This window comes from Mesorhizobium sp. M2C.T.Ca.TU.002.02.1.1 (assembly GCF_003997225.1).
This window is the reverse complement of record NZ_RZTO01000019.1, coordinates 1-20,077: the sequence shown is the minus strand read 5'-3', so window position 1 is coordinate 20,077 and position 20,077 is coordinate 1. Positions and strand designations below refer to the sequence as shown.

General features: G+C 65.5%; 14 protein-coding genes. 8 read left to right on the top strand and 6 right to left on the bottom strand.

From position 1 onward, the window contains the following. The 4 genes from EOD07_RS02170 to EOD07_RS02155 all read left to right on the top strand — a co-directional run. A partial coding sequence (locus EOD07_RS02170; RefSeq protein WP_127233767.1) for a peptidoglycan-binding protein occupies positions 1 to 3,462 on the top strand: 3,462 nt, incomplete at its 5' end. Between the two features lie 192 nt (positions 3,463 to 3,654). Further along, the gene (locus EOD07_RS02165) at positions 3,655 to 4,578 is read left to right on the top strand and encodes a sulfite exporter TauE/SafE family protein (protein WP_040985887.1); all 924 of its coding nucleotides are present in this window, start codon (positions 3,655 to 3,657) and stop codon (positions 4,576 to 4,578) included. Further along, the gene (locus EOD07_RS02160) at positions 4,578 to 5,369 is read left to right on the top strand and encodes a TIGR02186 family protein (protein ID WP_073989371.1); all 792 of its coding nucleotides are present in this window, start codon (positions 4,578 to 4,580) and stop codon (positions 5,367 to 5,369) included. Before EOD07_RS02165 ends, EOD07_RS02160 begins: the two co-directional genes overlap by 1 nt. Before the next feature lie 189 nt (positions 5,370 to 5,558). Then, a complete protein-coding gene (locus EOD07_RS02155) occupies positions 5,559 to 6,815 on the top strand; it encodes an Hsp70 family protein (protein ID WP_127233766.1) in 1,257 nt (418 codons plus the stop codon). Between the two features lie 291 nt (positions 6,816 to 7,106). Here the strand turns inward: EOD07_RS02155 and EOD07_RS02150 are convergent, their stop codons facing one another. Further along, positions 7,107 to 7,994 (bottom strand): LysR family transcriptional regulator, encoded by an 888-nt coding sequence (locus tag EOD07_RS02150; RefSeq protein ID WP_127233768.1) that lies wholly within the window; start codon positions 7,992 to 7,994, stop codon positions 7,107 to 7,109. A 278-nt stretch (positions 7,995 to 8,272) separates the two neighbouring features. Between EOD07_RS02150 and EOD07_RS02140 the strand changes: the two genes are divergently transcribed. Genes EOD07_RS02140 through EOD07_RS02130 form a run of 3 tightly spaced genes read left to right on the top strand, consistent with a single transcriptional unit; the run spans position 8,273 to position 12,876 of the window. Further along, positions 8,273 to 11,203, top strand: a complete 2,931-nt coding sequence (locus EOD07_RS02140; RefSeq protein WP_127233764.1) for a molybdopterin oxidoreductase family protein — start codon at positions 8,273 to 8,275, stop codon at positions 11,201 to 11,203. Next, positions 11,200 to 11,934 carry a 4Fe-4S dicluster domain-containing protein gene (locus EOD07_RS02135; protein ID WP_127233763.1) on the top strand — a complete coding sequence of 245 codons (735 nt, stop codon included), beginning with the start codon at positions 11,200 to 11,202 and terminating at the stop codon, positions 11,932 to 11,934. Before EOD07_RS02140 ends, EOD07_RS02135 begins: the two co-directional genes overlap by 4 nt. A 6-nt stretch (positions 11,935 to 11,940) precedes the next feature. Beyond that, complete coding sequence (locus tag EOD07_RS02130) at positions 11,941 to 12,876, top strand: DmsC/YnfH family molybdoenzyme membrane anchor subunit (RefSeq protein ID WP_127233762.1); 936 nt, start codon at positions 11,941 to 11,943, stop codon at positions 12,874 to 12,876. 6 nt (positions 12,877 to 12,882) lie between these two features. On the opposite strand, the gene pdeM is transcribed toward EOD07_RS02130, so the two are convergent. The 5 genes from pdeM to EOD07_RS02105 form a co-directional block, all read right to left on the bottom strand. Continuing rightward, a complete protein-coding gene (gene pdeM, locus EOD07_RS02125; protein WP_127233761.1) occupies positions 12,883 to 13,599 on the bottom strand; it encodes a ligase-associated DNA damage response endonuclease PdeM in 717 nt (238 codons plus the stop codon). Between the two features lie 18 nt (positions 13,600 to 13,617). Beyond that, positions 13,618 to 16,149, bottom strand: a complete 2,532-nt coding sequence (locus EOD07_RS02120; RefSeq protein ID WP_127233760.1) for a ligase-associated DNA damage response DEXH box helicase — start codon at positions 16,147 to 16,149, stop codon at positions 13,618 to 13,620. A 268-nt stretch (positions 16,150 to 16,417) separates the two neighbouring features. Next, on the bottom strand, positions 16,418 to 17,278 hold the full coding sequence (locus EOD07_RS02115; RefSeq protein ID WP_164772030.1) for an NlpC/P60 family protein: 861 nt from the start codon (positions 17,276 to 17,278) through the stop codon (positions 16,418 to 16,420). Positions 17,279 to 17,306: 28 nt separating this feature from the next. After that, positions 17,307 to 17,657 (bottom strand): MarR family winged helix-turn-helix transcriptional regulator, encoded by a 351-nt coding sequence (locus EOD07_RS02110; protein ID WP_127233758.1) that lies wholly within the window; start codon positions 17,655 to 17,657, stop codon positions 17,307 to 17,309. 73 nt (positions 17,658 to 17,730) lie between these two features. After that, positions 17,731 to 19,095 (bottom strand): leucyl aminopeptidase family protein, encoded by a 1,365-nt coding sequence (locus tag EOD07_RS02105; protein ID WP_127233757.1) that lies wholly within the window; start codon positions 19,093 to 19,095, stop codon positions 17,731 to 17,733. A 124-nt stretch (positions 19,096 to 19,219) separates the two neighbouring features. On the opposite strand from EOD07_RS02105, the gene EOD07_RS02100 reads away from it, so the two are divergent. Next, on the top strand, positions 19,220 to 20,047 hold the full coding sequence (locus tag EOD07_RS02100; protein WP_127233756.1) for a tetratricopeptide repeat protein: 828 nt from the start codon (positions 19,220 to 19,222) through the stop codon (positions 20,045 to 20,047). The last annotated feature ends 30 nt before the right edge of the window (positions 20,048 to 20,077 follow it).

The following is a 20,077-nucleotide window of genomic DNA, read 5'->3' as shown; positions in this document are numbered from 1 at the left end:
ATCCAGTCGCTTGCCGAAAAGAGCGACGACCGCAGCGTCAACCTGCTGCGCCTGGAGCTGGAACAGGTGAAGGGCGCGCTGGACACGCTGGCGCGTGAGGAAAGCGTGCAGAAGGTCGACCGCCGCTGGGACGATTTCGACCGCCGCTGGAGCGCTTTCGAGGATCGCGTCGACGCCGACCAACGTAAGCGCGCGGAAGGTCCCAGTCTTTCGGTGCTGACCGACCGGCTCGAACAGATCAGCAGCGCCGTCAACAACCTGCCGGAATCGCTTTCGCTGCGCTCGCTGGAGGAAAAGGTGCGCACGCTTGCCGGCGCGGTCGACCGTTTCGCCGGCCAGCAGACCGCGCGCGGCGGCGAAACGCTCGCCATGATCGACGAGCGGCTGGATGAGATTTCCCGAGCCATCGTCGCCTCGACGGTGGCCGCGCAGGCCAATGCCTTCGATCCCGAAACCTTCGGCCGGATCGAGAAGCGCATGGCCTCCCTGGCGGTGCAGATCGAAGAGGTCGCGCAGTCGCGGCCGGGAGCGGAAGTCCTCGACCACCTCAACCTTCTCACCAGCCGCGTGGACCAGCTGGCCGGTCGCGCAGACCTGCCGGAACAGGCCATGGAGCGGCTGGGCAAGCAGATCGCTTCGATCACGGAGAAGATGGACCGCGCGCCGGCGATGCCCGACGCCGAACAGATATTCCAGGGCCTGGAGCAGCGCTTCGATGCGCTATCCATGCTGCTCGAGCGTCGCCAGGGCGATGCGATCGAACAGGGCAATATGCTGTTTCGCGATCTCGAGCGGCGGCTGGACGAAGTCGCGGATCGGCTCGACCAGCGCATGCGCCAGGACGAGAGCGCCGGCATCATGGAAGCGATCGACGCACGCTTCACCGCTTTGGCCAAGCGCATCGAGACGCGCACACCCGATCCCGCCAGCGAGATGGCGATCCGTGGACTGGAAAGCCGGCTCGAGGACATTTCCAGCCGGCTGGAATCGTCCGCGCAGCAGGTCGCGGGCATCGATCCGGCGCTGATCCGAAGCCTCGAAGCGCAGGTCGCCGGCCTGTCGGCGCATCTTTCCAAGCCCGGCACGCCGCTGCCTGAATTCGAAGACATCAGCCCGCGCCTCAACGAGATCGAGAAGTCGCTGGCCGGCACACGCGATTCCATCCTGAGCGTGGCGCGGGAGGCGGCCGAAAGCGCCGTCAGATCGCTTGCCGACTCGACGTCGAGCACGGCCCAAACCAACGCGACCGCCGTGGCCGGCCTCGCCCAGGACCTGAAGACGCTCGAAGCGCTCACCCGCCGCTCCGACGAGCGCAACTCGCGGACATTCGAGGCGATCCACGACACGCTGCTCAAGATCGTCGACCGGCTCGGCTCGCTGGAATCGGGCGAGACCAGCGAAGCGGTCAGCGAACTGGTCGATCCGCAGCCGGCCAGCAAGCGCGGGCGCGGCGGCAAGATCGCGGTGCAGGACGCGCCTTCGATGGACATCGACCAGCCGCAGCCGCTCACGGGAGACATGGCCAGCCTTGAAGGCCGCGCCCCGGCCATCATGCGCGACGAGCCAAGCGCGCCACGCACGCCGGCCGAGGCCGCCGCAGCGGCGGCGATGGCGGCGCTCGGACCGGATGCGATCGGCGACAAGAGCGAGGCGGCCGGCCGCAGGAAATCCATGTTCAGCGGCCTCGCGCGCGCCTTCAAGGGCAAGAAGGAGGCGGACACGCAGCCGCTTGCCGGCTCTGAGCCGGTCGCCGACGTGCCGAGCGTCGACATAGACGAACCGCTCGACCCCAGGGCCGCCAACCGGCCCTTGGAACCCGGTTCCGGCGCGCCGGACCTCAACGCCATCATGAAGCGCGTGCGCGACGAGCGCGGCGGCCAGCCTGCGCGGCGCACCGAGAGCGATGCCGCCAAGTCCGATTTCATCGCCGCGGCCCGCCGCGCGGCCCAGGCCGCCGCCGCGGAAGCCGACACGCTGAAGCGGCAATCGACCATGACCGGCCCGGTCAAGGCGCTGAGGGTCGGCGACCTGCTCAAGGCGCGACGCAAGCCGATCCTCATGGCGGCCGCCGCGATCATGATGGCGCTGGCCGGCCTGCAGCTGGGCAAGGCCTTCCTGGCAGATCCCGTCGAAACGGCCAACAACCAGCCCGCGCCGGTCGTCTCCACACAGACGGTCGATACGGCTTCGCTCAGCGCCGCGGCCGCGCCGCAAGCCGACACGCAGAAAGCCGATACGGACACCGCGCAGGCCGAAAATGCCCCGGCCCGACCCGTCAGGCAGGCCGAGCCCGTCAAGGACGCTGCCCCGGCCGCCTCTATCCCTTCAAGTCCCGAAGCCGCCGGCATGCCCGCCGAACCGACGCCCGCGCCGGTGGCGCTTGCGGCGCCTGCCATGCCGGCGCCAACGCCGATGGCTTCCGCGACGCCATCCGAACCTGCCGCGGCAGCCTCCACAGCAACCGATACGGATGGCGACACGCAGCCGGTGGCCAAGGAGGCGGCCAGTCCGGCAGCTGAAGGCGCCGCGGCCAGCGCGCCGGCCGCCACCTCCGCCGACACGACAGGCGCCGTGCCGCCCGCGGCAGGCCAGACGGCGGCGGCCAAATTCGACATTCCGTCCGAGATCGGTCCGGTGGCGCTGCACGACGCGGCCGCGGGCGGTGACGCCAAGGCGCTGTTCGAGATCGGCTCGCGCTACGCGGAATCGCGCGGCGTCAAGGAAGACATGAAGGCGGCCGCGAAATGGTACGAGCAGTCGGCCGAGCTGGGCTTCGCGCCGGCCGAGTACCGCATCGGCAATTTCTACGAAAAGGGCATCGGCGTCGCGCGCGACATCAAGAAGGCCAAGACCTACTACCAGCTCGCCGCCGAACAGGGCAACGCCAGCGCCATGCACAATCTGGCGGTGCTGTTCGCCATGGCGGCGGACGGCGTGACGGACAATGAATCGGCGACGCACTGGTTCCAGGAGGCCGCCGACCTCGGCGTCAAGGACAGCCAGTTCAACCTCGGCATCCTGGCCGCCAAGGGCGTCGGCATGAAGCAGAACCTGGAAGAATCCTACAAGTGGTTCGCGCTCGTCGCCAAGACCGGCGACAAGGACGCCGCCGCCAAGCGCGATGAGATCGCCAACGCATTGCGCCCCGAGCAGCTCGAGCGGGCGCGCGCCGCCACGGAATTGTGGAAGGCCAAGCCGCTCAACGCGGCCGCCAACTCGGCCGACGTTCCGGAATCCTGGCAGGACAGCGCACCGCAGACCACCGCCGGTATCGACATGAAGAAGGCGGTGAAGAACATCCAGCTGATCCTCAACAAGAACGGCTATGACGCCGGCGGCGCCGACGGCGTGATGGGCGGCAAGACCAAGAACGCCATCATGGCCTTCCAGACCGACAACAAGATGAAGCCGACCGGCGAGGTCGACGCGCCGCTCGTCAAGGCGCTGCTAGCGAAGAAATAACGGCAGGCGCGTCGCATACGCGACGCCTTGCCACACATTTGCCTGTTAACTGATTGAGATGGTTTTTGTTTCGGCGCGACGGGGGATTCTGAGCCCGCCGCCGCGCCGGCGCAAGAAAAAATTGGCTTTTCGGTGTTTTAGTGTCCGGGGACGGCACTATGCGCCGACAGACAAACTGATCGAGACAGACGGGTGGGCATCTATCTCCCGATCGCGGAAATTTCCGTCAACGTCTTCGTGCTGCTGGCGATGGGCGCGGCGGTGGGCTTCCTGTCGGGCATGTTCGGGGTCGGCGGCGGCTTCCTGATCACGCCGCTCCTGATCTTCTACAACATCCCGCCGGCGATCGCGGTGGCCACCGGCGCCAACCAGGTCATCGCCTCCTCCTTCTCCGGCGCGCTGTCGCACTTCAAGCGCGGCACGCTCGACTTCAAGCTGGGTGGGGTGCTGCTGGCCGGCGGCATCGTCGGCTCGACGGCCGGCATCTACGTCTTCGCGCTGTTGCGCCGGCTCGGCCAGCTCGACCTCTTCATCTCGCTGCTCTACGTCGCGCTGCTCGGCACCGTCGGCGGACTGATGCTGGTGGAGAGCGTCAACGCGCTGCGCGCCAGCCGCAGCGGCGCAGCACCCGTGCTCAAGAAATCCGGACAGCACAACTGGATCCACCGGCTGCCGTTCAAGATGCGCTTCCGCGCCTCGAAACTGTTCGTCAGCGTCATCCCGGTGCTTGGGCTGGGTGCGGCGATCGGCTTCCTGTCATCGATCATGGGCGTCGGCGGCGGCTTCATCATGGTGCCGGCGCTGATCTATCTGCTCAAGGTGCCGACCAATGTCGTTATCGGGACCTCGCTGTTCCAGATCATCTTCACCTCGGCCTACACCACGCTGGTGCATGCCACGACCAACCAGACGGTCGACGTGATCCTGGCCTTCCTGCTGATGGCGGGCGGCGTCGCCGGCGCGCAATATGGCGCCAAGGCCGGCCAGCGGCTGCGCGGCGAACAGTTGCGCGCCCTTCTGGCGATGCTGGTGCTGGCCGTCGCCATCCGCCTCGCCGTCGATCTTTTCGTGACGCCGCCCAATCTCTATTCGCTGTCCGCCGCGGGCCTCAACTGATGGCGGGACCCAGAGCATTTGCAGCCGCCGTCCCGTTGTCGATGCTCCTTGCCCTTTCCCCGGCAACTGCGCAGACGCCGCCCGTCGAAAGCATCCAGATCGGACTGTCGACCGACGCCATCTCCATCACGGCAGGCTTCTCCGGCGCCGATCTCACCATTTTCGGATCGCTGGAAAATCCCGATCCGCTGATCGCCCGCCAGGGGCGCTACGACGTCGTCGTCGTGCTCGAAGGGCCGCCAAGGCCGGTCGTGGTCCGGCGCAAAGACCGCGTGCTCGGCGTCTGGGTCAACCTGGACTCGGAGACGTTCGAGAACGTGCCGGTCTCCTATTCCGTCGCGACGACGCGGCCGCTGCAGGACATCGCCGAGCCCGCCAAATACAAGCAGCTCTCGCTCGGCGCGCAGAACCTCTACATGAAGCCCGCCGACGAGACCGACAGCCCGGCAACCATCGAGGAATTCACCGCAGCGCTGCGCGACCGCAAGGCGGCGACGGGCCTCTACAGCGAGAATGTCGGCGGCGTGCAATTCCTGTCGCAGAACCTGTTTCGCGCCACCGTGCGGCTCGCGCCCAACGTGCCGGTCGGCACCCATAAGGCGCGCGCGTTCCTGTTCAAGAGCGGCATGTTCGTCAAGGAAAGCTCGGCCCAGCTCGAAATCCGCAAGTCCGGTTTCGAGCAGTCGGTCTTCCGCGTCGCGCATGACTATTCCTTCCTCTACGGCGTGTTCGCCATATCGCTCGCCATGCTGACCGGCTGGCTGGGACGGCTCATCTTCCGCAAGGATTGATGTCGGGGAAATGGAAGGACCCATTTCCCGTGAAAAGAGGGTTTCCCTTTTCCCGGTTTTGCGATACATCGCCGCCTCCCAGCCCTAGGGATAAGCAACACATTCAATTTCGATAGAGCGGTCCGACCTTCCGGTTGACGGCGCGCGATGCGTCGGCTTGCCGCTATGAAACAACGACAGGAGGCTGCGATGCGATCGGCATTCGGCGGCATCGATTTCGGCACGTCCAATTCCACCGTGGGCGTGATCCGCGACGGCCGGGCGCGGCTGGTGGCGCTGGAAGGCGAGCAACCCACCCTGCCGAGCGCCGTGTTCTTCAATTTCGAGGACGGCTACACCTATTTCGGCCGTCGCGCGATCAGCGACTACACAGACAGCATCGAAGGGCGGCTGATGCGCTCCCTGAAGAGCGTGCTCGGCAGCACGCTTGCCAACGAAAAGACCCGCATCAAGGCGCGCCAGATCGGCTTCATCGACATCGTCGGCATGTTCGTCGGCCATTTGAAGAATCGGCTGGAAGAGGACACCGGCGGTCCGGTCGAGAACGTGGTGCTCGGCCGGCCCGTGCAGTTCGTCGACGACGACGCGGCCGCCGACGCGAAGGCGCAGGGCGAATTGGAAAAGGCCGCCCGCGCGCAAGGCTTCAAGCACATCGCCTTCCAGTTCGAGCCGATCGCTGCGGCGCTCGATTACGAGCAGAAGGTCACCCGCGAGGAGCTGGCGCTGATCGTCGACATGGGCGGCGGCACATCCGACTTCTCGATCGTGCGGGTCTCGCCGGAGCGCGCGCGCTCAAGCGACCGCAAGGCCGACATCCTCGCCAATCGCGGTGTCCATATCGGCGGCACCGATTTCGACCGGCTGCTCAGCATCGCCCATGTCATGCCCGAGCTTGGCTATCTGACACGTACCAAGGACCACAAGCGCAACCTGCCCGCGGCCTATTTCATCGACCTTGCGACCTGGCAGCGCATCAACCTCGTCTATACCGCCAAGGCGATGAACGACCTGCGGCAGATCCGCTACGAGGCGGAGCGGGCCGATCTCGTCGACCGTTTCATCCATGTCGTCGAGCACCGCTACGGCCATGCGATGGCCGGCCTGGTCGAAAGAGCCAAGATCGCGCTGACCGATCAGTCCTCGGCCGAGGTGAAGGTGTCGCTCCCCGGCGCGCGCTTCGCGGCGGAGATCACGCGCGCGGGTCTCGAAGAGACCATTGCGAACGACATCGAACGCGTGTCCGCGACGGTCCAGCAGACCATCGCGGACGCCGGCGTCGATGCCTCCGCCATCACTGCCGTGTTCCTCACCGGCGGCTCGACCGCGATCCCGCTGGCGAAGCGGCGTATCCTATCGCTGGTACCGCAAGCTTCCGTCATCGAAGGCGACATGTTCGGCTCGGTCGGCCTTGGGCTGGCGCTCGACGCGCAGCGCAAATACGCCTGACCGACGGAGATTGGCGAAGACGCCCGTCTCTTCGTCATCTACGGGCGAAGCAAGGAGCGAAGCGACGCGCGCAGACCCGAGGATCCATTCCGTAACTTCGACGCGCCGCTACGGGTCCAGAATTCTGCTCCGTTGCATTCCTCGGCCGATGTAACGGAATGGATTCTAGGGTCTCCGCGACGTCGCTTCGCGACTGCTTCGCCCTAGAATGACGAAGTTCGGAGGCCTCGGCCAATCGCGAGCGTTTGCGACGATCCGCATTCTGAGACGCTGACCAGATGTCGCCTGAGGTTAGCTGACCTTTCCACCGAGATGCGCCTTCAGCGCCATCTGGGCGAGGCTCGCCTGGCGGTCGCGATGCGTGATCATGGCGAAGTCGCGTTTCGGCAAGTCGACCGGCACGGCCCTGAGGCTGCCCTCCGCCAGGGAGCGGGCAACGACGAGTTCCGAGATGATCGTCGCCCCCGCGCCGGCCTCCACCGCCTGGCGCACGGCCTCGTTGCTGGGCAGGACGAGGAAGATCTGCAGCTCCGCCGGCGGGACCCCTTGGCTGAGCGCGAAATCCTCCAGCGCCTCGCGCGTGCCCGACCCGCCTTCCCTGATGATCCAGCGCAACGCCCTGATGTCGAGATTGCCCGCCCGCGTCATCGGAATTTCGGGATGCGAGCGCGCCACGACCAGCATCGGGCGATCCTCGTCGACCGTGGCGCGGCGCAGGATGTCGGACTCGGTGCGGCCCTCGACCAGTCCGAAATCGGCGCGGCCGTCGAGCACATTGGTCTCCACCTGCCTGGTGTTGCCGATCGTCACGCTCAGCTTCACGGCGGGATAGGCTTCGTGGAAGGCGGCCAGGCGACGCGGCAGCCAGTAGCTGGCTATGGTCTGGCTGGCCGCGATCGACAGGCTGCCGGCGACGGTCTGCGAGACATCCTCCAGCACGCCGCGGGCAGCAGCGGCGCGATCCAGGACTGCCTTCGCCTCGGGCAGGAAGCGGTGGCCGGTCTGGGCCAGTTCGATGTTGCGGCCGACCCGGTTGAACAGGCGCACGCCGTGCTGGCTTTCGAGCGCGCGGATGGCGGCCGAGGCCGCCGACTGCGAGATGCCGAGCCGTTCGGCGGCCTTGGTCATATGGCCGTGCTCGGCGACGGCGACGAAGATGCGCAACTGATCGAGAGTCATGGCCAACTAAGAAGCAGAATCGATCGGAATTACAAGAGCTGCTTGTTAGACGCATCAATTGCTTTGTTCTAAGTTTTCACTTGAAGTTGGAAAAAATTGGTCGTCAGAGGCCAAGAGTGGGAAATGACAGGGCGCTTCAAATCCCTATTCGCGCATTGGAGCCGGCGGCTGAAGCGGCAGCTTGCCGGTGAGCGATATCATCCCGAACTTCACTATATGCGTGGCCCTGGTCCGAAAACGAAGGCCAAGATGGCGAGCGGCAAGAGCGTTCGCGGATCATGAGCAATGCCGCGCCGCGCGGCGCCAACTCCGCACCTTCGCAGCGGCCGCTGACCGACAGCCGAGCGCCGGACGAAGGCGACGGGGTCGAGACCTCGCCGAGCGTCTCCGACCGCACCGCCAAGACCACCTGCTACATGTGCGCCTGCCGCTGCGGCATCGACGTCCATATCAAGGACGGCAAGGTCCGCTACATCAATGGCAACAAGGACCATCCGGTGAACCGCGGCGTGATCTGCGGCAAGGGCAGCGCCGGCATCATGCAGCATTACAGCCCGGCGCGACTGAGGAAGCCGCTGCTGAGGACCGGTCCGCGCGGCTCGGGCGAATTCCGCGAGATCGAGTGGGAAGAAGCGCTGACCATCGCCACCGAGCGGCTGTCGGCGATCCGCCGCACCGATCCGAAAAAGCTCGCCTTCTTCACCGGACGCGACCAGTCGCAATCGCTGACCGGCTGGTGGGCGGCGAAATTCGGCACGCCCAATTTCGCCGCGCATGGCGGCTTCTGCTCCGTCAACATGGCGGCCGGCGGGCTCTACACGATCGGCGGCTCGTTCTGGGAGTTCGGCGAGCCCGACTGGGACAACACCCGATATTTCATGCTGTTCGGCGTCGCCGAGGATCATGATTCCAACCCGATCAAGATCGGCCTCGGCAAGCTCAAGGCGCGCGGCGTCAAGGTGGTTTCGATCAATCCCTGCCGCACGGGCTACAATGCCATCGCCGACGACTGGATCGGCATCAGGCCGGGCACGGACGGCCTGTTCGTGCTGGCGCTCGTCCACGAACTGCTCAAGGCCGGCCGTGTCGATCTGGATTACCTGCTGCGCTACACCAATGCGCCGGTGCTGGTCGTGCAAGAGCAGGGGGCCGCCGATGACGGACTGTTCGTTCGCGACGCCGACGGCAACCCGCTCGCGTGGGACAGGGTGGCAAAGCGGCCGGTCAACGCAGCCGACTCCCAAGCAAAGCCGGCGCTGACCGGCAGCTATGACGTTGGCGGGCGGCGCTGCGTGCCGGTCTTCCAGCTGATTGCCGAACGCTATCTCGACAAGACGTACTCGCCGCACGCCGTGGCGGAGCGCTGCGGTGTCGACGCCGGAACGATCCGGCGCATCGCGGCGGAGCTGGCGCATGTCGCCTTCGAGCAGACGATCGAACTGCCGATCGCCTGGACCGACTGGGCGGGCCGCCGGCACGAGACGATCAAAGGCCGGCCTGTGTCGATGCACGCCATGCGCGGCATCTCGGCCCATTCCAACGGTTTCCACACCTGCCGTGCCATCCACCTGCTGCAGGTTCTGCTCGGCACTGTCGACGTTCCGGGCGGCTTCCGCTTCAAGCCGCCCTATCCACGCTGCGCGCCGCCGGGGCCGAAGCCATGCGGAAAAAACGCCCAGCCGATGACGCCGCTGGATGGCATGCCGCTCGGCTTCGTCTGCGGACCGGACGATCTTCTGGTCGACGAGGCCGGCCGTCCCACCCGCATCGACAAGGCCTATTCCTGGGAAGCGCCTTTGGCCGCGCACGGGCTTATGCACACGGTCATCCGCAATGCCTGGGCCGGCGATCCTTATCCGATCGACACGCTGATGATGTACATGTCGAACATGGCGTGGAACTCGTCGATGAACACGGTCGAGACGATTGCCATGCTGACCGACAAGGACGAGGCCGGCGCCTACAGGATCCCCTTCATCATCTATTCCGACGCCTATTATTCCGAGACCGTGCCGTTCGCCGATCTGGTGCTGCCCGACACCACCTATCTCGAGCGGCACGACTGCATCAGCCTGCTCGACCGGCCGATCAGCCATGCCGACGGAGCCGCCGACGCCATCCGCCATCCGGTGGTGGAGCCGGACCGCGACGTGCGGCCCTTCCAGTCGGTGCTGATCGAGCTCGGCGCGCGGCTCGGCCTGCCAGGCTTCGTCGACGAGCACGGTTCGGCGAAATACCGCGACTATGCCGACTACATCGTCAACCACGAGCGCACGCCCGGCATCGGTCCTTTAGCCGGCTGGCGCGGCAAGGATGGCGGCGCGATCGGCAAGGGCGACGTCAACCCCGACCAGCTGCAGCGCTACATCGACAATGGCGGCTTCTGGCACCACGATTTTTCCGACGACCAGCGCTACTACAAGATGGGCAACCGCGCCTATCTCGACTTCGCGGTCGAGATGGGTTTCATCGCCAAGGCCGAGCCGATCGTCTTCCAGCTCTATTCGGAGCCGATCCAACGTTTCCGATTGGCCGCGCGTGGCCACGGCAAGGTGCAGCCGCCTGCCGCCGAGCGCGGCCGTATCGAAGCCTATATGGACCCGTTGCCGTTCTGGTATGCGCCCTTCGAGGACGACGCCGTCGACCTCGAAAAGTATCCGCTGCATGCGCTGACGCAGCGGCCGATGCATATGTACCATTCCTGGGGATCGCAAAATGCCTGGCTGAGGCAGATCACCAGCCAGAACCGGCTGTTCGTGCATGCGGACACCGCCACCAACCTTGGCCTTGCCGACGACGACTGGGTCTGGATCGAAAGCGTCAACGGAAGGGTGAAGGGTCAGATCAAGCTGATCGACGGCGTGAACCCGGACACGGTGTGGACCTGGAACGCGATCGGCAAGCGGCGCGGAAGTTGGGGCCTGAAGGACGATGCGGCGGAGAGCAATCGCGGCTTCCTGCTCAACCACATCATCGGCGACCAGACTGCGGCCGACGCCAGCGGCAAGCGCTATTCGAATTCGGACCCGGTCACGGGACAGGCGGCATGGTTCGACCTGCGCGTGCGGATTGTCAAATGCGCGGCCGAGGAAGCCGGCTTCACCGAGCCGCAATTCGAGCGTTTCGCCCGCCCGCCACATTTCGAGCCTTCGCCGGATGTGCTTCGCTTCGGCGCCGCGTTCCGCATGAAGAGGGAAGCCGCCGAATGACCTGCCTTCCCGCCCGGACCGACAAGAAGCTCGGCCTCGTCATCGACCTCGACACCTGCGTCGGCTGCCAGGCCTGCGTCACGGCCTGCAAGGAGTGGAACACCGGCGGCCATATGGCGCCGCTGAGCGACATCGATCCCTATGGCGGGCATGTCGACGGCGTCTGGTTCAACCGGGTGCACAGCTACGAGCACACGACGGAATTGGGCGGCCGCACGGTGAATTTTCCGCGCTCCTGCCTGCATTGCGAGACGCCGGCCTGCGTCACCGTCTGCCCTACCGGCGCCTCCTACAAGCGCGCCTCGGACGGCATCGTACTGGTCGACGAGGACAAATGCATTGGTTGCAAGCTGTGCAGCTGGGCCTGCCCGTATGGCGCGCGCGAGTTCGACACGGATGTCGGCGTGATGAAGAAATGCACGCTCTGCGTCGACCGCATCTACAACGACAATCTTGCCGAGGAGGACCGCGTGCCGGCCTGCGTCGCCGCCTGCCCGACCAGCGCCCGGCATTTCGGCGACCTCGGCGATCCGGCCTCGGCGATCTCGCAGCTTGTCGAGGAGCGTGGCGGCGTGGCGCTGATGCCGGAGCTCGGCTACAAGCCGACCAACCGGTACCTGCCGCCGCGCGCCCGCAGCCAACGCGCGGCGAAGGTCGACGCGCCCGCGCTGGAGCCGATCAAGGCCGAGGGCGGCTTCCTCGGCTGGATCGACCGCATGCTTTCGAATTAGCCGATCATGCATCCCGCTTTCTCGGTCGTCTTCTTCACCACCGCCACCGGCGCCGGCTACGGCCTGCTGGCGCTGCTCGGCCTGCTTGGGGGGCTTGGGGTGATCCCGGCCGATTTCTGGCTTGGCTTTGTCGGCATGGCGTTGGCGCTCGGCCTGATCGTCGCTGGCCTGTTGTCCTCCACGGGCCATCTGGGCCGGCCCGAGCGTGCATGGCGCGCCTTCTCGCAATGGCGCAGCTCCTGGCTGTCGCGCGAAGGCGTGGCCTCGGTCGCGACCTTCATCCCGGCCGCGCTGTTCGGCATAGGCTGGGTGTTTCTCGGCGAGAGCGGAGGATGGGTGGCCGCCACCGGGCTCCTGACGGCGGCAGGCGCGGTGACGACAGTCTGTACGACCGGCATGATCTACGCTTCGCTAAGGCCGATCGCCCAATGGCACAGCCGCTACACTTTGCCGGCTTATCTAATCTTTGCGACGATGACCGGAAGCGTTCTCGGCAATGCCCTGCTTCAGGGGTTCAAGCTGGGTTCAACGCCGATGCTGACCGGGGCTTTGCTCGCCGTGCTTGCCGGCTGGAGTTGGAAGCTGGCGACCTGGCGCCACAACGACCGGCTGGAGATTCCGACAACCGCCAACACGGCGACGGGCCTTGCCGGCGGCACGGTACGGTCGATCGAATGGCCGCACACGGAAGAAAACTATCTGCTGAAGGAAATGGGCTTCCGCATCGCGCGCAAGCACAGCGCGAAGCTGCGGCGGATCACGCAGGCGCTGGCTTTCGCCGCGCCAGCCATCCTGCTGGCGACCGTGTACTTCCTGCCATGGCCGATAGGCGCAATCGCATCGGTGCTTGCAGCGATCGCGCAACTCGCCGGCATGCTGGTCGAGCGCTGGCTGTTCTTCGCCGAGGCGAAGCACACGGTCACGCTCTACTATGGACGATAAAGGACCTCAGCCCGGCCGCAGCATCGAGCCGGAGATCGCAAAAATGCGTTCGGCGCCGAGCATATAGGCAACCAGCGTTTCCAGCCGGAACAGGCCGGCATAGGCGCGGTCGAGCACGTTGAGCGAACCGGTATAAGCGCCGAAGGCCGGCATGATCATGCGGCCGCCATCGCCGGCGAAGCAACGCCGCCTGACCGAGCGGCCGCGCTGGACGATGCGGGCACAAGGATGGAGATGGCCGGCGATCTCGCCCTCGACGCGGACCTTCGACGGTTCATGGCGAAAGAGCAGCGAGCCGATGGCCAGTTCCCGCACCGTCTCGCCCGGCAGGTCGGCTGGCGCCTCGGGGTCGTGATTGCCGGCGACCCAGAACCAGTCGCGGCCGGCCATCATCGCCTCCAGGCGCTCCCTGAAACTTGCATGCATGCGCTCGGCGCCGCCGCCGTCATGGAAGGAGTCGCCGAGGCTGACGACGATCCGCGGCTGATAGTCGGCGATGACCGCCTGCAATTGCAGCAAGGTCGCGCCAGTGTCGTAAGGCGGGATCAGCGCACCGCGTTTGGCGAAGGACGAGCCTTTTTCGAGATGCAGGTCGGAGACCGCGAGCAGCCGCAGATCGGGGAAATAGAGGACGCCACGCCGGTCGCAGACCGCGCGCTCGCCGGCGATGCCGACAAGGTCGGCCTCGGCGATCAGCGTTGCGCGCGACAGCGAAAAATTCATCCCCTCTTTGTCCCGTCTTTAGTCCGTCATCTCGGGCCCCATGGCCTCTTCGACGAGGGTGGCGGCATCCATCAAAAGCGTCTCGTCAGCCTCGCCATTCACCGGCATCTTGCCGATTTCGAGCATGATCGGCACGGCGAGCGGCGATATCTGCTCGAGATTCTTATGCATGATTCGACCGCGGATGCGCGAGAGCATCTCGGCAAGTCTGCTGACATCGAGCAACCCGGTCGCGGCATCCGTGCGGGTTGCCTGCAGCAGAATATGATCGGGTTCGTGGCTGCGCAGCACATCGTAGATCAGATCGGTCGAAACGGTCACCTGCCGGCCGCTTTTCTCCTTACCCGGATGGCGCTTTTCGATCAGTCCGGAAATCAGCGCGCAATTGCGAAAGGTGCGCTTCAAGAGCCAGCTGTCGGCAAACCAGGCTTCGAGATCATCGCCCAGCATGTCTTGATCGAACAGCGTGGCCAGCGACGGTTTCCTGTTCTTGAACATCCAGCCCATGTCGGCCAGAGACCAGATGGCCAGCGCATAGTCGGTGGCCACGAATCCGACCGGCTTCGCGCCCGCGCGGTCGAGCCGCCGGGTAAGCAGCATGCCGAGCGTCTGATGCGCAAGCCTGCCCTCGAACGGATAGGCCACCATGTAATACCGGTTGCCGCGCGGAAAGGTTTCGATCAACAGGTCGTCGCGTTTCGGCAAGACAGATTTGTCCGCCTGAAATCTCAACCAGTCAGCGACCTGCTCGGGCAGCTTCTTCCAGCGTTGCGGGTCGTCGAGCATGGCTCGAACCTGCTCAGCCAGATAGGTCGAAAGCGGGAATTTGCCGCCGCCATAGTAGGGCACCTTCGCGTCGCTGCCGGGCGCGTTCGAGACGAAGCACTCATTCTCGCGAATGCCTTCGAAGCGCAGTATCTTGCCGGCGAACATGAAGGTGTCGCCGTGGGTCAAAGTCTCCAGGAATGCTTCCTCGATCTTTCCCAACACCCTGCCGCCGCGCGAGGCTGCCCCCCTGCTGCCCGCCTGGACGTAACGCACATTGAGCGCCGGCACTTCGATGATGGTGCCGACATTGAGCCTGTATTGCTGGGCGACGGCCGGATTTGAAACCCGCCACAAGCCTTCCTTGGTCTGCCGGATGCGGGCGTAGCGTTCGTAATTTCTCAGCGCGTAGCCGCCGGTGGCGACGAAGTCGATGACCCGGTCGAATGTCGGACGATCCAGGCTGGCGTAGGGTGCGGCCGTTCTTACTTCATCGAACAACGCGTCGGCATGGAACGGCGCCCCACATGCGCAACCCAGCACGTGCTGGGCCAGGACGTCCAGACCGCCATTGACCAATGGCGGCGTATCCTGCGCGCCGAGATAGTTAGCGTCGAGCGCGGCGCGGCATTCGAGCACCTCGAAGCGGTTGGCCGGGATCAGGATCGCCTTGGACGGCTCGTCCATTCGGTGATTGGCACGGCCGATGCGCTGCGCCAGACGGCTGGCTCCCTTCGGTGCGCCGACATGCACGACCAGATCGACATCGCCCCAGTCGATGCCGAGATCCAATGTCGAGGTGGCGACGATGGCGCGCAACGCGTTTTCGCCCATTGCCTTCTCGACCCGGCGGCGCTGGGCGACGTCAAGGGATCCGTGATGAAGCGCGATCGGCAGCGTATCTTCGTTGACGCGCCATAGCTCCTGGAACAGCAGCTCGGCCTGGCTGCGCGTGTTGACGAAAAGCAGCGTGGTCTTGTGCCGCTTGATCTCGCGGTAGATTTCAGGCGTGGCGTAGCGGGCCGAATGGCCGGCCCAGGGCACCCGTTCTTCCGAGTCGAGGATCGATATCTCGGGCTTCGCGCCGCCTGTGACGACGATGAGCTCGGACATGGCGCCCGGAGAAGCCTGACTAACCAGCCAGCGCCGCAATTCGTCCGGCTCGGCCACGGTCGCCGATAAGCCTATGGTCTGCAACCCGGGAACAAAAGCGCGCAACCGCGCCAGGCCGAGCGCCAGCAGGTGTCCGCGCTTGGAGGTGACCAGCGAATGCAGCTCATCGAGCACGACATAGCGCAAATCCTCGAAGAAACGCCTGGCGTCGCTCGAGGCGATCAGCAGCGCGAGTTGCTCGGGTGTGGTCAGCAATATGTCGGGCGGCGCCAGCTTCTGCCGCTGGCGCTTGTGTGAAGGCGTGTCGCCGGTACGGGTCTCGATGGTGACGGGCAGGCCAATCTCCTCGACCGGCTTGCCGAGATTGCGCTCGATATCGACGGCCAGCGCCTTGAGCGGCGATATGTAGAGCGTGTGGATGCCGCGACGCGCCTGGCCCGGCTTGCGCTTCGGACGGTTGGCAAGCTCGGTCAGCGACGGCAGGAAGCCGGCCAGCGTCTTGCCGGCGCCGGTCGGCGCGATCAGCAGCACCGATTGGCCGCTTTGAGCCTTCGCCAGCAGGTCCAATTGATGGGCGCGTGGAGACCAGCCCTTTTCGCCGAACCATTTGACGAATGGCTCAGGCAGCAGGACGGCGGCATTCTGCTCAGCAAGGCGCGGCTGCTCGGTCACGCGCAACAGGTAGCGCGGCGGCGCGAAATCGCCAAGGAAAATCGGAACAAAAGGGGATCAGCTTTCCTCCTTCCCCGCTTGTGGGCGAAGGTGGATTGCCGCGAAGCGGCAAGACGGATGAGGGGTGTTGGAAGAAACGAGGCGTAACAAATAGAGGGATTCAAGACGCTTAGCTCTTCAACGCAGCGATCCGGCCAGCACCCCTCATCCGTCTCGGCGCTGCGCGCCGATCCACCTTCTCCCACAAGGAGAGAAGGGGAAGCTGGCGCTATGGCCTCCTGAACCCCGTCGGGCCGCCATAGAGATAGCCGATGCGGTCGACCGCCTCTTTCAGCCCCTCGCGCGAGACCAGCATGGTGTGGCCGTTGGCGTGGATCATGTCCTTTTCGTCGGTCATGATGGCGACATGGCCTTTCCAGAAGACGAGGTCGCCGCGCTGAAGTCCTGAATAGTCCGCACCCGGCTCGAACGGCGTGCCGATCGATGCCGCCTGCATGTCGGAATCGCGCAGCACATCCTTGCCAGTCATGCGCATCGCAAGCTGCACCAGACCGGAGCAGTCGATGCCGAAGCCGGAGACGCCACCCCACAGATAGGGCGTGCCGAGGAAGCTTTCGGCGACCGTGACGTAATCGTCCGCCAACTCGGCGATCGGCCGCAAATGGCGGGCGATGACCGCCTGGCCGGATGGCAGAAGGGCGTAATGCGTGCCGCGCGTTTCGGCCGAACCGGTTACCGTGACGGTCGAGCCCATCGACAGCTGTCCGCCGATCGGAAAGCGCAGATCGGGGCCTGGATAGAGGAAGGTACGCGGTACCGAAACGATGTGCGTGGGCGCATGTTCGCGCTGGCCAAGAAGATTGTCCGCCACATAGCCGACATAGCCGTCGCGCTCGGCCTGCACCCAGGCCCAACCTTCGGCATCCTCGAAGACAAGCACGTCGTCGCCGAACAGCGCCTGCGTGTTCACGCCCGCATCGGGGCGCGGCGCCTTGCGCAGGTCGGCGACCGACGTGGTGATCCGCGCCGGGCGACCGCTGACGAAGCGGTCGGCGGCGACCTCGCCCTTCAGCCTCGCATCGGCAAGGTCGGAGCGGAAGACATGAAGGCGGGCATCCCTGGCTGTCAAATCGATAATCCAGTCGTCAGCAATGAGGTCAGATGGGCAGGTCATGCGCCCTGGCGACGATACCATCGCCGAAGCGCTCGACAAAGAGCGCGCCTTCCACCGTGCGCCGGATCAGCACGTTGCGCTTGTCGAGCTCGTCGCGATGGCGCGAGACCAGCTTCAGCGCGCCCATCGTGTCCAGCGCCCGGGTGATGACCGGCTTGGTGACGTTGAGCTTTGCCGCCAGCCCGCGCACCGTGTGCGGCGGCGGGTCAAGATAGATGGTGAACAGGATCGCCGTCTGGCGCATCGTGAGATCGGGCTCGCCGTCGCGCACCTGGGCCAGCATCACCTGCTGCCACAGTCGCAAGGCCTGGCTCGGGCGCATCGAGATCGACATGCGCGAAGCATGCCGGCAAATTGTTTCGGTTCCGTTTCAGTGACGATTTGATTGCCGACTTGCTGTGCAGGCCTCAGCCAAACCGCTCAGTAATTATCCGCTCCAGGGCGCGAATGCCTTGCGCCTCGCCGCCGGTCAGGCCGTAGGGGCGATCGGCCGGGTTCCAGGCGAAGATGTCGAAATGCGCCCAGCTGTGGGTCTTCTCGACGAAGCGCTTGAGGAAAAGCGCCGCGGTGATCGATCCGGCGAAGCCGTCGGTGGTCACATTGTTGATGTCGGCGATCTTCGAGGAAAGCTTTGCATCATAGGGACGCCACAGCGGCATGCGCCAGAGCGGATCCTCGACTGCCACGGAGGCGGCGGCAAGATCGGCGGCAAGCGTCTCGTCGGCGGTGTAGAAAGGCGGCAGATCCGGCCCCAATGCGACGCGCGCGGCGCCGGTCAGCGTCGCCATGTCGACCAGCAAGGCCGGCTGCTCCTCATCGGCCAGCGCCAGCGCGTCGGCGAGAACCAGCCGCCCTTCCGCATCCGTGTTGCCGATCTCGACCGTGATGCCCTTGCGGCTCCTCAGCACATCGCCCGGCCGGAAGGCATTGCCGGCGATCGAATTCTCGACGGCGGGGATCAGCACGCGCAGCCGGACATTCAATTTCGCCGCCATGATCATGGAGGCGAGACCCAGCACGTTGGCGGCGCCTCCCATATCCTTCTTCATCAAAAGCATGCCCGACGACGGCTTGATGTCGAGGCCGCCGGTGTCGAAGCAGACGCCCTTGCCGACCAGCGTCACCTTCGGCGCATCGCCCGGTCCCCAGGTCATGTCGATCAGTCGCGGCGCGCCGGTCGAGGCCCGGCCGACCGCGTGGATCATCGGGAAATTCCGCGCCAGGAGATCGTCGCCATGGATCACGGAGATATCGGCGCCATGGGCGGCCACGAGGTTCCGGACGGCTTCTTCCAGTTCGAGCGGCCCCAGGTCGCTGGTCGGCGTGTTGACGAGGTCGCGTGTCAGGAACACGCTGTCGGCGACGCGGCGAACATGCGTGGCGTCTGCGCCTTCCGGAAGCGCAAAGCGCAAGGCCTTGCCCGGTTTCTTGCCGTAGCGGGTGAAGACATAGCCCCCAAGGACCAGCGCGAGCGCGGCGAGATCGGGCTGCGCGGGGGCCGAGGCGAAATGCCAGTCGCCTTCCGGCAACGCCCTTGCGAGCGCGCCTAGGGCAAGCGTGCTTTCGCCGTCGCCTATGCCGAACAGCGCGCCGGCAAGGCTGCCGCCCTCGCCCGGCAGGACCAGCACGCGCCCCGCATCGCCGGAAAAACCATTGGCCCTTGCCCAGGCGGTGGCGGGCGGCGGCAGCGCCGCGGCCTCAAGGGCATCCCTTGCCACCAGATAGACAGGCAAGGCGGTTTCCGGCTTCTGCTCGACGAGTTCGACAGGCATGTGATGATCTCCGGCCGAACAGCTTGAGTCGGCGCTTCTTAACGGTCCGTTAGGGTTAACAGAATATTTCTGCGGGAGGGAAGACGGCCAACCAATGGCCGCACAGGAATGGAGACCGGCGCCGATGCCGACCGAAGCGTTGAACCGCACAGCCAAGCGTCTGATCACCACGGTCTTCATGGCGGCGCTAGCGGCCAGCGTAGCGGGTTGCGGCAGCACCAGCCAAATGACCACCGGCTCCATCTCCCGCTCCGACAGCAGGCCGCTGGAAACGATGTCGGCCGGCGAATTGCGTACCGCCACGTCCAGGCTCGGCCAATCCTACGCCCGCAATCCGAACGACAAGCGCATTGCGATGAATTTCGCGGCGGCGCTGCAAATGGACGGCGACGCCGACCAGTCGCTGGCGGTGATGCGCAAGCTGGCAATAGCCTATCCCAAGGATCGCGAGGTGCTTGCCGCCTATGGCAAGGCGCTTGCCGCCAACGGCCAGTTCGAGCCGGCCCTCGATGCGGTGCGGCGCGCGCAGACGCCCGAATATCCGGACTGGAGGCTGGTGTCGGCGGAAGCCGCCATTCTCGACCAGATGGGGCAGAAGGACGAAGCACGGCAGGACTATCGGAAAGCGCTGGAACTGAAGCCGAACGAGCCTTCGGTGCTCTCCAATCTCGGCATGTCCTATGTGCTCGAAGGCGACCTGCGCACGGCGGAAACCTATATGCGCTCGGCCGCGCAGCAGCCCGGCGCCGACAGCAGGGTGCGGCAGAACCTCGCGCTGGTCGTCGGGTTGCAGGGCCGCTTCGACGAGGCCGAGAAGATCGCCTCGCAGGAACTGTCGCCCGAGCAGGCGCAGGCCAACATCGCCTATCTGCGGCAAATGCTTGCCCAGCAGAACGCCTGGAGCCAGTTGAAGGATCAGGACAAGGATAAGGCGAAAGTCGCCACGAACTGACCGCGGCGGGCGCTGCCAAGCATCGACCAC

Excerpts from the sequence above, each read along its gene's own strand:
- pdeM (WP_127233761.1), bottom strand. The coding sequence starts at position 13,599 with ATGAATTTTTCGCTGTCGCGCGCAACGCTGATCGCCGAGGCCGACCTT.
- EOD07_RS02160 (WP_073989371.1), top strand. The coding sequence starts at position 4,578 with ATGGCGGGACCCAGAGCATTTGCAGCCGCCGTCCCGTTGTCGATGCTC.
- EOD07_RS02135 (WP_127233763.1), top strand. The coding sequence starts at position 11,200 with ATGACCTGCCTTCCCGCCCGGACCGACAAGAAGCTCGGCCTCGTCATC.
- EOD07_RS02155 (WP_127233766.1), top strand. The coding sequence starts at position 5,559 with ATGCGATCGGCATTCGGCGGCATCGATTTCGGCACGTCCAATTCCACC.
- EOD07_RS02105 (WP_127233757.1), bottom strand. The coding sequence starts at position 19,095 with ATGCCTGTCGAACTCGTCGAGCAGAAGCCGGAAACCGCCTTGCCTGTC.
- EOD07_RS02100 (WP_127233756.1), top strand. The coding sequence starts at position 19,220 with ATGCCGACCGAAGCGTTGAACCGCACAGCCAAGCGTCTGATCACCACG.
- EOD07_RS02150 (WP_127233768.1), bottom strand. The coding sequence starts at position 7,994 with ATGACTCTCGATCAGTTGCGCATCTTCGTCGCCGTCGCCGAGCACGGC.
- EOD07_RS02130 (WP_127233762.1), top strand. The coding sequence starts at position 11,941 with ATGCATCCCGCTTTCTCGGTCGTCTTCTTCACCACCGCCACCGGCGCC.
- EOD07_RS02140 (WP_127233764.1), top strand. The coding sequence starts at position 8,273 with ATGAGCAATGCCGCGCCGCGCGGCGCCAACTCCGCACCTTCGCAGCGG.
- EOD07_RS02110 (WP_127233758.1), bottom strand. The coding sequence starts at position 17,657 with ATGTCGATCTCGATGCGCCCGAGCCAGGCCTTGCGACTGTGGCAGCAG.